This is a genomic window from Bradyrhizobium sp. LB14.3 (genome assembly GCF_040547985.1).
In the GTDB taxonomy this organism is placed as follows: Bacteria; Pseudomonadota; Alphaproteobacteria; order Rhizobiales; family Xanthobacteraceae; genus Bradyrhizobium.
Genome location: NZ_JBEPQT010000012.1, coordinates 36,445 through 48,784, shown reverse-complemented (window position 1 = coordinate 48,784; position 12,340 = coordinate 36,445). Strand labels below are relative to the sequence as shown.

Here is a 12,340-nt window from a genome sequence, read left to right as displayed (position 1 = left end):
TGTGGGAGAATGTCGTGGAAACGTTCCGGCATCAGAACTGGCCGGGCGGCAGCTTGAAGATGTCAGGGCTCTTGGCATCGGCGACGTAGAACAGCAGCAGGCTGGTCGGCGTCAGCACACGCTGGTTGTTCTCCTTGTTCTCGAACGTGCCCTGGAGAAGCAGGATGACCGAACGATCCTTGGCGTCGCTGCCGCGGAACATCACGATGCCGCCGCTGACGGGCATGTTGACCGCGATGGAGTCGGGCTTGAAGCCCTCGCTGAGGAAATGGGCGCGCAGGATGTTGGCATTGGAGAACAGCTTCTCCGCCGTGATCGCCGCGTCGGTGCCCTTCGACCAGACCGCGCCGATCTGGATCAGCGACTTGGACTTGTAGCCGAACACGTAAGACAGCTCGGCGGTGCCGCCGTTCGGCAGAAGCTCCGGAACGGAGAGCAGGACGCTCCGCGTCAATTCGGACGCGTTGTCCTGAACCTTGATCGCGTCGGACTTGGCATTGAAGTCCTTCGTCATCGCCGCGCGCACGTCGGCCTCGTTCATGCCGAACTTGGCGGAGCGGAAGCCGTCGATCGCCTTGATCTTGTCGTCTGGGGTTGGCGTCTCGGCGGCGGCGGCCGACGTCGCGCCGGCAGCGACCGGCGTACCGGCAGCGGCCCTCGGTGCCGGCGCAGCTTTCTGCTTCGGCACGGCGCCCTGGGCCGCAAGGGGCCCGGTTGCAACAGAGGTGAGCAGGCCAACGAGGGCCGGAACGAGATAGATTTTGCGCATCGAAAACCTTCGAAAAAACTTGAAACAACGCTTTAAAAATCGGCAGCTACGAATCGGCTTCCCCGAACCGTCATCGCAACCGAGACGGAAAATGTTGCAACGCCGCAATGCGTTACAAGGTGTCACGGAGTAGACAGGGTTCGAAACAGCGACTCTTTGGCGGCGTAGGAATACGGTATCGGGCTGCCAAACGCTGCGAATGAACAGTCACAAACGCATTTTTTCATCAATTGTGGATGCCGGCCGTTCGCGCTAAGCATCGGCTTGGGGCAAACCATCATGCAAAGACTTTCATGACCGAACGGCCTTCCGCTCTCGCGGTCGATCGCCGCGGGTTCATTCGCCTTGCGGGCACAACCGCTGCGGGATGGCTGGCGCTCGGCGCAACATCTGATCGCATGCGGGTGGTCGCATCGCTGACCGCATTGCGGCTCGACGACGAATTGACCAGAAGAAGCATGATCGACAGCCCGACCTCTCGCCTGGGTGGCCTCATCGTGGGCTTGAGGCAGCGAGGTTGGGTCGAAGGCGTCAATTTCCGCTTCGAGCTCCGTTCGACTTTCGGCGCACCGGATAGACTGAAGACCGCGGTCCAGGAGTTGCTCGAGCTTAAGCCGGACGTGATCCTGACCGGCTCGACAGTCGAAACCGGGGCCGTCCTCGCAGTCACCAAAACCATCCCGATCGTCTTCGCGACCTCGAATGACCCTGTCGGCAATGGCTTCGTCCAAAGCCTCGCACATCCCGGCGGCAACGTCACAGGCTTCACCAGCAGCACCGCCGAGATGGGCGGCAAATGGCTTCAGCTCGTCCGGGAGGCCGTGCCGGATATCGCGCGCGTTGGTGTCCTGTTCAATCCGGCGACCACGCCCGGCGCCGGACGATTCTACCTCGACTCCCTCGAGCAAGAAGCCGCGGCGTCCGGAGTGGCGGTGGTGCTCGCGCCCGTCAGCACGGCAGCGGACATTGACGGGGCGATCAGCCGCTTTTCCGAACCGCCAAGGGCGGCGATGATCGCGCTCGTCGACAGCTTCCTGGTGGTCAACCGGCAGGCGATCGTCGCGGCAACCGCGAAATACCGCGTGCCCACGATTTACCCGTTCCATTATTTCATGGATGCGGGCGGGCTGATGAGCTATGGGCCGACGCTTGAAGTGCGCTCAGCCGACTATGTCGATCTCATCCTGCGCGGCACCAAGGCCGGCGATCTTCCGGTGCAATCGCCGCGGAAATACGAGCTCCTGATCAACCGCACGGTCGCCCGCGCGCTGGATTTGACGATCCCATTCACGCTGCTCGCACGCGCCGACGAGATCCGCGAGTGAACGAGACGATCGACCACGGACATTTGCGGACAGCTCCCGGCCGGCTGTTCCGAAAATACCTCTACTCGATCGCCGCCCTCGCCTTCGCCGCGCTTGCCATCAACACCGGCTTGGACGTCTGGTTCTCATATCGCGAGCAGAAGCAGCTTCTGGCGGCGACCCAGCGCGAGCAGGCAGCGTCCGCGGCCATTCAGATCGGCCAGTTCATCGGCCAGATCGAAAGCCAGATCAGATGGCTCTCCCGCCTGCCCCCCGAGCTGTCCACGAACGAGGACGATCGTCTGAACGCCATCCGCCTCCTGCGTCTCTCGCCCGCGATCGCGGAAATCGCCGAGCTCGACGCGCAGGGCCGCGAGCAGGTGCGCGTGTCGCGCCGTGTCGCGGACAGGATCGGCAGCAAGGCCGATCTCTCCACCTTGCCCGCCTTTCGCGGCGCCAACGAAAGCCGCGCCTATTACGGACCGGTCTACTTCCTCGGTGACACCGAGCCGTTCATGACGCTTGCCACACGCGGAACGGGCCTCGCGCCGAATGTGATTGTCGCCGAGGTCAATCTTCGCTTCATCTGGGACCTCGTCGCCGGAATCAGGGTGGGCAACACCGGCAAGGCCTACGTGGTCGATCGGATGGGGGTGTTGATCGCACATCCCGATTTGTGGCCGGCACTGCGTCGCAGCGACCTCTCCAGCCATGCGGACGTCCGCGCCGCACTCGATGGCGTGGGGCCGCCCTCGGGCGGCCTGGTCAAGGAGGATCTGTCCGGTCAACGCGTGCTGTCGACCTATGCGACGGTCCCTTCACTGGGCTGGCTGGTGTTCGTCGAGCTCCCGCTCAGCGAAGCCTACGAGCCGATCTATGCATCGATCGGACGTTCGACATTTCTTCTGGTCATTCTGCTGGCCTGTGCGGTGCTCGTCTCTTTGTTTCTCAGCCGGCGCATGACCGTGCCGATCCAGATCCTGACGCAGGGCGCGCGGCGGATCGAGAGCGGCGACCTCGGCCTGCGGCTCGCGATCAAGACCGGCGACGAGCTGGAGGCGCTCGGCGATCAGTTCAACCGGATGGCCGCTCACTTGCGCGAATCCTATGCGACACTCGAACGCAAGGTGATCGAGCGCACCTCGGAGCTGGAGAAGACCCGAGACCAGGCGCTTGCCGAGCACGACGCCGCCGAGCGCGCGCGCAGCGCGGCGGTGGCGGCCAACGAGACAAAATCGCGCTTTCTCGCGGTCGTCAGCCACGAGCTGCGCACGCCGTTGAACGGCGTCATGGGCGTGCTGCAACTGCTCGACGACGGCAGCCTCGGTGAAGCGCAGCGGCGCGGCCTCACGACCGCGGCTGCGTCGGGGGAAACGCTGATCGCGCTGGTCGATGCCATCCTGGAATATGCACGCCTGGAGGCCAGCGCCGAAACTCTGGAAACGCGTGATTTCCGGCTCGACCAGCTCATCGAAACGGCCGTCGATCTGATGCGGCCGCAGGCCTTCGGCAAGGGACTGACCTTCGACCTCGCCTGCGATGCGACAGTCAATACCTCGGTGCACGGCGATCCCGTGCGGCTCAATCGCATCCTGCTCAATTTGATCGGAAACGCGATCAAGTTCACCCCGCGCGGCGGCATCGGCCTGAACGCCGCCGCCGAGCATCATGACGATCGTGCCCTGCTGCGCATCACCGTTCGCGATACCGGCATCGGCATCGCGCCCGACATGCACGAGCGGATTTTCGAGGATTTCGTCCAGGCCGACGACAGCATCGCGCGGCGGTTCGGCGGCACCGGCCTGGGGCTCGCAATCGCACGCCGCCTTACCCGCCTGATGCGCGGCGAGTTGACGGTGGCGAGCACGCCGGGTGCAGGCAGCTCATTCATGCTTGAAGTGCCGCTCGGTATTGCCGCGAGCGGCATCGCACAAGGCGCGGTTCAGCCATCATCGCGGCAGCTTCGCGTGCTGCTGGTCGACGACGATCCCGTCAATTGCGAGGTCGGCGAAGCCATGCTGAAGAGGCTCGGCCATCACCCCACGATCGCCACGAACGGCGCGTCGGCTATCGCACTCGCCCGCGACCGGGCGTTCGACATCATCCTGATGGATCTGCACATGCCCGACATGGACGGCGTGGAGGCGGCGTCACGGATCGGCAGGCTTGGTCTGCCGAGAATGCCGCGCATCATCGCCGTGACGGCCGACGTGTCGCGCCGCGCCCGCGAACGGCTTGCAGGGGCAGGCATCGCCAAGATCGTCAGCAAGCCTATCCTGATCAACGCGCTGCGCGAGGCGATCGAGGACGAACCGCAGGACGAGCCGGCAGCAGTGCGACTTGCCGCGGGCGCGTTGATCGACCGGCATTTCCTCGACGAGCAGAAAGAGCTGCTGGGCGCGACGCAAATCGAAAAGCTCCGCCGGCTTCTGCATCAAACGAGCGAGCAACTGATCGGCGACATCGCCAAGGCCGCCGAGATTGGCGAACACACGCAGTTCGCGCGTTGCGCGCATCAACTCGGCAGCGCCGCGAGCGCGCTCGGCCTCGTCCGCCTGTTCGAGCGCTGCCGCGAGATCGAGCTGGCAGCAGCCACGATGTCACCGTTCGAATGCCAGAGTGCCGCCAGCGAGCTGGTCGCGCTTCGGCAGGCCTCGATGAGCGCGCTGGACGAATTGCTCCGGCCGGCCTAACAGCGTCCGGTCAACTGGCCGCGGCGGGTTTGCGCTCGCCTGCTTCGTCGTCCTCTCGCCCAAAACGTTCGACCAGAAAGTCGATGAACAACCGCACCTTCACCGACAGGTGCCGGGTCGGCGGATACACCGCATAGAGCGCGAGCGGCGGCGCTGAATAGTCGTCCAGCACCGTCCGCAGCTGGCCTTTTCGCAACGCATCGGCGGCGATGAATTCGGGGAGCAGTGCGAGCCCCCTGCCCTTGATCGCGACATCGCGCAGCACTTCGGCATTATTGACGCAGAGCGACCAGGCCGGCTGGATCCAGTGATCGCCATCGGCGCCGGTCAGCTTCCACTGATTGCCGGTGAGCAGGAAGCCGTAGGTCAGCGACGCATGCTCGCGCAGATCCTGCGGATGTTTTGGCGTGCCGTGACGTGCGAGATAATCGGGCGAAGCGCAGATCATGCGCGCCACTGGCATGATTTTTCGCGCGATCAGGCTCGAGGACTCCAATTCCGCGATCCGCAACGTCACGTCGAAGCCGTCCTGGACGGGATCGAGCAGGTCGTCGCTGAGGACCAGTTGGAGCTGCAGCTCCGGATACCGCGCCATGAAATCGGCAAGCACCGGCCCGAGCCGCATCGTGCCGAACGACATCGGCGCGTTGACGCGCAACATGCCGCGCGGCGCCGACTGGGCTTGCGTCACCGCCTGATCGGCGGCCTCGATTTCCGAGAGGATCACGACCGCGCGCTCGAAATAGCGCTGGCCGTTCTCGGTCGGGCTCGCATGCCGCGTGGTCCGATTCAGGAGCTGGACGCCGAGGCTCTCCTCGAGGTCGGCGATGTATTTGCTGATCGCCGAGCGCGACAGCCGCAACTGGCGGCCGGCCTCGGCAAAGCTGCCGCTTTCGACAACTTTCACGAAGGCCCGGAGGCTGACCACCTTATCCAAGGGCAGGCCCCCGGGATTGTTTCCAAATTGTAGACATAGACGTCATATTTGCATGGATTGTCTCCAATCCAAAGCGGCACGATATTGACAGCCAGAGCAAGACCGCTCCCCGAGTTTTGGAGGACGACAATGTCTGGACTGCACCACGTCACCGCGATTGCCGGCGATCCCATCAGGAATTTCGGGTTTTACACCAGGGATCTGGGCCTGCGCTTCGTCAAGAAGACGGTCAATTTCGACGATCCCGGCACCTACCACTTCTATTATGGTGACGAGACCGGCCGCCCCGGCACCATCCTGACCTTCTTCCCGTGGGCCGGCGTGCCGGCCGGGCGCCGCGGCGTCGGCGAAACGCACCAGACCGCCTTCCGGGTGCCGCAACGCTCGCTCGGCTATTGGACGCAGCGCTTCACCGAGAAGGGCGTTGCTTACGAGGCGCTGGAGAAGCGCTTTGGCGAGTCCGTGCTGCCGTTCACCGACCCTGACGGCATGGCACTCGCGCTTGTCGGCGTTCCCGGTGCCGAGAACGAGCCCGGCTGGAGCAACGGCGACGTGCCGGCCGAGCACGCGATCCGCGGCTTCCACGGCGTGACGTTGCTGCTCGACAGCGCGGCGAAGACGGCCGCCGTCCTCACCGACGTGTTCGACTTCAAGGAGACCGGCCGCGAAGGCTCCGTGATCCGCTTCAAGGCGCCAGGTGCTGTCGAAGGCAGCGTCGTCGACATCTACGAGGCCAAGGGATTTTTGCGTGGGCATCAGGGTGGCGGCTCCGTGCACCACATCGCCTTCCGCGCTGTCGACGACGCCGAGCAGGGCAAGATGGCGCAAAAGCTCGTGAGCAATCACGGCCTGCATCCGACCGAGCAGAGGGACCGCAACTACTTCCGCTCGATCTACTTCCGCGAACCCGGCGGCGTGCTGTTCGAGATCGCGACCGATATTCCCGGTTTTGCCGTCGACGAGCCCGTCGCGACGCTGGGCCGTGACCTGAAGCTGCCGAGCTTCCTCGAAGCGCAACGCAAGCAGATCGAGGGTGTCCTGCCGAATTTGGAAGAGAGGGTGTCGTGACCGGGAATTCATTCATCCATCGCTTCGAGCCCGCGACCAGCGCGGGCTCGCCTCCTCTCCTGCTGCTGCACGGCACCGGCGGCGACGAGAACGATCTGCTCGGGCTTGGCAAAATGATCTCGCCCGGCTCGGCCCTGCTCTCGCCGCGCGGACGCGTGCTCGAGCACGGCATGCCGCGCTTCTTCCGCCGCCTCGGCGAAGGTGTATTCGACGAGGAGGACGTCCGCCGCCGCGCGCTCGAACTCGGCGACTTCGTCGCGGATGCACGGCAGCGCCACGGCCTCGCCGCGCCTGTCGCGGTCGGCTTTTCCAACGGTGCCAACATCGCCGCCGCTCTGTTGCTGCTGAAGCCGGATGTGCTGGCAGGAGCGATCCTGCTGCGCGCGATGGTGCCGCTATCCGCGCCGCCGAAGACCGAGCTTGCGGGCAAGCCAGTCCTACTGTTGTCAGGGCAAGGCGACCCGATCGTGCCGGCGAGCAATTCGGCACGGCTCGCCGAGTTGCTGCTGCAAGCTGGCGCGGGCGTGACACACAAGATCCTGCCGGCGGGCCATCAATTGTCGCAAGCCGACGTGACGCTCGCCCGCGACTGGATCGGCAAGTTCGCCGCCGAAGTCGCCTGATCCCGAGAAGCGGCGCATCGTTTTCGAACGGTGCGCCGCTGCTTCACTCGAACCAGCCGCGCCGCTTGAACCAGATCAGCGGCAGCACGCCGCTGGCAATGATGGCGAGCCACGCCAACAGATAGCCGAACGTCCAGTCCAGCTCCGGCATGTGCTTGAAGTTCATGCCCCAGATGCCGACCAGGATCGTGGGCGGCACACCGACGACGGAGACGATCGTCAAAATCTTGAACAGCTCGTTCTGCTGGATGTTGATGAACCCGAGCACGGCATCGAGCAGAAGCTGGATCTTGTCGGTCAGCCGCGTCTCGTAGTCGCCGAGCGAAACGACGTCCTTCGATACGGCGTGAAGCCGCTTCTTCGATGCCTCCGTGATCCATTCGCTTCCGACGTCGCCGGCAAACGACGCAATTCGCCCGACGCCTAGCAGGACGTCGCGCGTCTTGGCGAGACGGTCGGCCAGTTCACCGATGTTTTCCAGCGCCTCGCGCATCCTGCGGCTGGACCGGATCGGCCGCTTGGTGCGAACCAGTCCGCCCCTGAAGACGCTCCGTGACAGCGTATCGACTCTCACGGCGAGATGCTCCAGAGCATCGGCGCCGCGGTCGATCATGGCCTCGAGCAGGCTGGTGAACACGCACATGCCGTTCTCGAGGGTATCATCGGAGCCGACGCGCTTGCTGACCTGGTCGAAGATGGGCAGCTCCGCAAAGCGCACCGTCACCAGCACATGCGGGCCAATGATAAAACCCACCGGCGTAATCTCGGCCTCGTTGTCCTCGTTGAGCCGGACCGCGGGCGAGCCGAGATAGAGCGTGCCGTGATCGAAGATCAGGCGACTCGACGCCTCGATCTCGCTGAGCGACTCCGCGGACGGAATGCGTATCTTCAGCAATCGCTCGACGAATTGCTTTTCCTCCGCGGTCGCGTCCAAAAGATCAGCCCAGATGATCTCGGACGGCATTTCCGCGCCAATGTTCTGCCACTCGTCGGATGGCCACCTGTACAGTTTGAGCAAGAACCGAACTCCGCATACCCTAGCGCCGGATCGCACGGCATGCGGCCATCCTGCGCTGAGCTAACGCATGAGGGTTCCGATCGTTCAAAGCCGGGGGAGCATCAGAGGCGGCGTAATCCAACCAAGAGAGCGCGGCCTCCTCCGACGATGCCATCATGCCGGTGTTTTGCCCGATGGGTCAATGGCATCGCGGAACGCGCAGCGCGCAAACCGGTGAATCACGCAGCGCGCAAGCCATTGAAATGATTATCCCCGGCTACTGTGCATGGGGTTGTTTTTCAGGTTTTTGTTTGGACCGGGTCGTGACGATCTCTTCCGTTGGGAGAGATCGTCACCGAAATCACGCAATCGACCTGCGCGACCTACTCCCACGCCCACGTCGAGAAATCGTTCTCGTACTGCGGCACGTCCTTCCAGACGCCCTTCAGCTTCTTGTTGGTGATGGTGATCAGCTGCGGCTGGTACAAATAGCCGGAGACTGCGTCCGTTGCCAGCATGCGCTGCGCATCGCCGAGAAGCTTTGCGCGGGCGGCTTCATCCGGCGTCGACACGATCTGCTTGTAAAGCGCGTTGAACGCCTCGTTGTTGTAGCCGAGGTAGTAGTCCGGCTCGGTGATCTTGACGAGGTCGATCGGCTCGACATGGCTGACGATGGTGAGATCGAAATTGTGCGGCCCGTTGCCCGCGAACACCTGCGACAGCCACTGCGCCCATTCAACGTTTTCGATCTTGGCGATGATACCGACCTTCGCGAGCTGAGCCGCCAGGATCTCGCCGCCCTGCCGCGCATAGGACGGCGGCGGAAGTTTCAGCGACAGCTCGAGCGGCGTGGTGATGCCGGCTTCCGCCAGCAGCTTCTTCGCCTTCTCGGGGTCGTAGGGGTTGATGCCGGTGGTGTCAACGAAGCCGAGCGCGCCCGGCACGTAGAAGCTGCCGATCGGCGTGCCGAAACCGTCAACCGCACCGTCGATCATCGCCTTGCGGTCGATCGCGGCGACGATGGCACGGCGCACGCGGACGTCGTCGAGTGGTTTCTTGCGCTCGTTGATGCCGACGATGGTCTTGGCGCGGGAGCCGCCGACCATGACGTTGAAGCGCGGATCGGCCTTGAACTGGGCGATGGTGCGCTGGGCCGACACGCGCGGGAACGCATCGACGTCGCCGGAGAGCAGCGCCGCGGTCTGCGCCGCCGGATCGGAAATGAAGCGGATCGTCACCTTCGACAGCTTGATCGCGGCGGCGTTGCGATAATCGGCCCACTTGTTCAGTGTGATCGAAGAGCCCTTGGCCCAGGCCCCGAGCTGATAAGGCCCGGTGCCGACCGGCTGCGTACCGTTGGTGGGTGCGCTCTTCGGCTCGACGATCGAGCCGCTCGCCTGCCCCAGCAGGAACGGCAAGTTCGGCTCGGAATATTTCACCGAGATCACGACCGTATCGGCGTCGGGCGCATCGACCTTCTCGAAGGCCTGGAACAGGCTCTTGTCCTTGTTGGTGCTGGTGGCGACAGCGTTGCGCTCGAACGAGAACTTGACCGCCGCGGAATCGAACGCCTCGCCGTTGTGGAATTTGACGCCCTTGCGCAGCTTGAACGTATAGGTCTTCAGGTCGGGCGAGGCGGTCCAGCTCTCCGCCAGCAACGGCGCGACGGTGCCGTCCTCGTTGATCTTGGTCAGCGTCTCGTAGATGTTGTAGAGCGTGACTTCGGCGATCGCGGCAGCGGCGGCGTTGGTGGGATCGAGGCCGGGTGGCTCCAGCGCCATCGCCATGACGATGCTGTCCTTCTTGCTCTGCGCCAGCACCGGCAAAGGGGCCGCGGCAAGCGCGGCGGCGAATGCGACGATCGATAATTTCCTCAACATGCGTAACTCCCGGCCTTCTCTATTCCCAGCCTACGCTAATCCCGCCGCGGACGCTAACCTTCCACGGGCAATGGCGGCAACGCCATCACGGCCTCCGCCTTGTGGCAGGCGGCGAGATGCGTCTCGCCCACCTTGCGTAGCTCAGGCAGAACCTCGCGGCAATGCTGGTCGGCGAGCGCGCAACGGGTGACATAGGGACATCCGCTCGCGGCCGCCGATTGCGAGGCGATCGCCTGGGCTCCGCGCCGGCGCCGGCCGCCGCCGGCGCGCGCCCGAGGCACGGCATCCAGCAATGCTCGTGTATAGGGATGGGCACAGCGCTCGAACAAATCCTCGGGACGGCCCTGCTCGACGATCCGGCCGAGATACATCACCGCGACCTCGTCGCAGAGATAGTCGACGACGGCAAGGTCGTGGCTGATCAGGACGTAGCTCAGGCCGAACTGCTCCTGGAGATCCTGCATCAGGTTCAAGACCTGCGCCTGCACGGAGACGTCGAGCGCGGAGACCGGCTCGTCGGCGACGATCAGCTTCGGTTGGGTGATCAGCGCGCGCGCAATGGCGATGCGCTGGCGCTGGCCGCCGGAGAACTCGTGCGGATATTTCTCCATGTCGGCGTCGCGTAAACCCACCTGCCGCAGCACCGCAGCGACGCGCGCGCGAAAAGTCCTACGATCGGCGTCTTCCAGCATGGTGAGCGGTTCGGCAACGATGCGCGCGATGGTCTGGCGCGGGTCGAGCGATCCGTAAGGGTCCTGGAACACCATCTGGAAATCGCGGCGGGCGCGGCGCAATTCGTCGGCGGAGATGCGGTTGAGGTCGCGGCCAAGCAGCGCGACCTGGCCCGATGTCGGCCGCTCCAGCGCCATCACCATCCGCGCGAAGGTCGACTTGCCGGAGCCCGACTCGCCGACGATTCCAAGGCTCTTGCCGGCATCGACCCGCACACTGACACCATTGAGCGCGCGCACCTGCCCCGGCGGACGGAACAGGCTCTCGCGCGGCAACGTGTAGCGCTGCTCGAGATCCTTCACGTCGAGAAGAGGCGCCGTGCTCATGCGGACAGCGCTCCGACATTCGCGGCCATGGACACGTCCGTCCGGATGCAGCGCACGAAGTGGCCAGGTCTGACGTCCACCATCGGTGGAAGCGCGGTCCGACACGGCTCGATCACCAGCGGACACCGATCGGCGAAGGTACAGCCGGAAGGCAGATCCGCGAGTTCCGGCACCGTGCCCGAGATCGTCGTCAGCCGCGTCCCCTTGCGTGCGCCGAGCTTCGGCCGGGCGCGGAACAGGCCCTGCGTGTAGGGATGTCCCATCCGCCGGAACACCTCGTCGGTCGGCCCGCTTTCGACGACCGTGCCGCCATACATCACCATCATCCGCTGCACGTTCTCGGCGATGACGCCGAGATCGTGCGAGATCAGGATCATCGACATGCCGCGTTCATCGACGAGGTCGGCGATGAGGTCGAGGATCTGGCCCTGGATGGTGACGTCGAGCGCCGTGGTCGGCTCGTCCGCGATCAGAAGATCCGGCTCGCAGGCGAGCGCCATCGCGATGGTGACGCGCTGGCGTTGGCCGCCGGAGAATTGGTGCGGATAGGCATCGATGCGCCTGGCCGGATCGGGTAGCCCGACGCGGTCGAGCAAGGCGATCGTCTCTTTACGCGCCTGCGCCGCCGAGTATTTCTTGTGACGGCGCAGCGGCTCGGCGACTTGATGGCCGATCGTGTGCATTGGGTTGAGCGCGGTCATCGGCTCCTGGAAGATCATGCTGATGCGGTTGCCGCGCAGGCTGCAATAATCCGCATCCGAAAGCCCGACGAGCTCGCTTCCATCCAGCTTGATGCTGCCGGTGATGACCGCGCTGTCGGGCAGCAGTCCCATCAGCGACAGTGCGGTCACCGACTTGCCGCAGCCGGACTCGCCGACGAGCCCGAGCGTCTCGCCGCGTTTCAGGACGAAGCTGACGCCGCGCACCGCCTGTGCCGGCCCGCGGCTCGTGTTGAGGTGCACGCCGAGATCTTCGACCTCGATGAGCGGCATGGTCGAGCGCTCGCTCATC

Annotated in this window: 10 protein-coding genes; 4 read left to right on the top strand and 6 right to left on the bottom strand. The window is 64.5% G+C overall.

Going from position 1 to position 12,340, the window contains the following annotated elements; genetic code table 11:
- Positions 1-31 precede the first annotated feature (31 nt).
- On the bottom strand, positions 32-769 hold the full coding sequence (locus tag ABIB00_RS21885) for a hypothetical protein (RefSeq protein ID WP_247350140.1): 738 nt from the start codon (positions 767-769) through the stop codon (positions 32-34).
- Between the two features lie 293 nt (positions 770-1,062).
- On the opposite strand from ABIB00_RS21885, the gene ABIB00_RS21880 reads away from it, so the two are divergent.
- Positions 1,063-2,094, top strand: coding sequence for an ABC transporter substrate-binding protein (locus ABIB00_RS21880; protein ID WP_247350138.1), 1,032 nt, complete (start codon positions 1,063-1,065; stop codon positions 2,092-2,094).
- Positions 2,091-4,766, top strand: a complete 2,676-nt coding sequence (locus ABIB00_RS21875; protein ID WP_354105816.1) for a hybrid sensor histidine kinase/response regulator — start codon at positions 2,091-2,093, stop codon at positions 4,764-4,766. The genes ABIB00_RS21880 and ABIB00_RS21875 overlap by 4 nt, the downstream gene beginning before the upstream one ends.
- A gap of 10 nt (positions 4,767-4,776) precedes the next feature.
- On the opposite strand, the gene ABIB00_RS21870 is transcribed toward ABIB00_RS21875, so the two are convergent.
- On the bottom strand, positions 4,777-5,703 hold the full coding sequence (locus tag ABIB00_RS21870) for a LysR family transcriptional regulator (protein ID WP_354105815.1): 927 nt from the start codon (positions 5,701-5,703) through the stop codon (positions 4,777-4,779).
- A gap of 129 nt (positions 5,704-5,832) precedes the next feature.
- Between ABIB00_RS21870 and ABIB00_RS21865 the strand changes: the two genes are divergently transcribed.
- Positions 5,833-6,771, top strand: a complete 939-nt coding sequence (locus ABIB00_RS21865) for a ring-cleaving dioxygenase (RefSeq protein ID WP_354105814.1) — start codon at positions 5,833-5,835, stop codon at positions 6,769-6,771.
- Positions 6,768-7,394: an alpha/beta hydrolase gene (locus ABIB00_RS21860; RefSeq protein WP_354105813.1), complete on the top strand. Its 627-nt coding sequence runs from the start codon at positions 6,768-6,770 to the stop codon at positions 7,392-7,394. The genes ABIB00_RS21865 and ABIB00_RS21860 overlap by 4 nt, the downstream gene beginning before the upstream one ends.
- Before the next feature lie 43 nt (positions 7,395-7,437).
- Here ABIB00_RS21860 and ABIB00_RS21855 read toward each other — a convergent pair whose 3' ends face one another.
- From ABIB00_RS21855 to ABIB00_RS21840, 4 genes are all read right to left on the bottom strand, one after another.
- Positions 7,438-8,412 (bottom strand): magnesium transporter CorA family protein, encoded by a 975-nt coding sequence (locus ABIB00_RS21855; RefSeq protein WP_354105812.1) that lies wholly within the window; start codon positions 8,410-8,412, stop codon positions 7,438-7,440.
- Positions 8,413-8,774: 362 nt separating this feature from the next.
- The gene (locus ABIB00_RS21850) at positions 8,775-10,271 is read right to left on the bottom strand and encodes an ABC transporter substrate-binding protein (protein ID WP_354105811.1); all 1,497 of its coding nucleotides are present in this window, start codon (positions 10,269-10,271) and stop codon (positions 8,775-8,777) included.
- Between the two features lie 53 nt (positions 10,272-10,324).
- Entirely contained in the window at positions 10,325-11,329 is a 1,005-nt protein-coding gene (locus tag ABIB00_RS21845) for an ABC transporter ATP-binding protein (RefSeq protein ID WP_354105810.1), read from the bottom strand.
- A complete protein-coding gene (locus ABIB00_RS21840; protein WP_354105809.1) occupies positions 11,326-12,339 on the bottom strand; it encodes an ABC transporter ATP-binding protein in 1,014 nt (337 codons plus the stop codon). The genes ABIB00_RS21845 and ABIB00_RS21840 overlap by 4 nt, the downstream gene beginning before the upstream one ends.
- Between the last annotated feature and the right edge of the window lies 1 nt (position 12,340).

What these genes read in the sequence shown, in the direction of transcription:
- ABIB00_RS21840 (WP_354105809.1), bottom strand. Translation starts at nt 12,339, where the DNA reads ATGAGCGAGCGCTCGACCATGCCGCTCATCGAGGTCGAAGATCTCGGC.
- ABIB00_RS21845 (WP_354105810.1), bottom strand. Translation starts at nt 11,329, where the DNA reads ATGAGCACGGCGCCTCTTCTCGACGTGAAGGATCTCGAGCAGCGCTAC.
- ABIB00_RS21850 (WP_354105811.1), bottom strand. Translation starts at nt 10,271, where the DNA reads ATGTTGAGGAAATTATCGATCGTCGCATTCGCCGCCGCGCTTGCCGCG.
- ABIB00_RS21865 (WP_354105814.1), top strand. Translation starts at nt 5,833, where the DNA reads ATGTCTGGACTGCACCACGTCACCGCGATTGCCGGCGATCCCATCAGG.
- ABIB00_RS21880 (WP_247350138.1), top strand. Translation starts at nt 1,063, where the DNA reads ATGACCGAACGGCCTTCCGCTCTCGCGGTCGATCGCCGCGGGTTCATT.
- ABIB00_RS21885 (WP_247350140.1), bottom strand. Translation starts at nt 769, where the DNA reads ATGCGCAAAATCTATCTCGTTCCGGCCCTCGTTGGCCTGCTCACCTCT.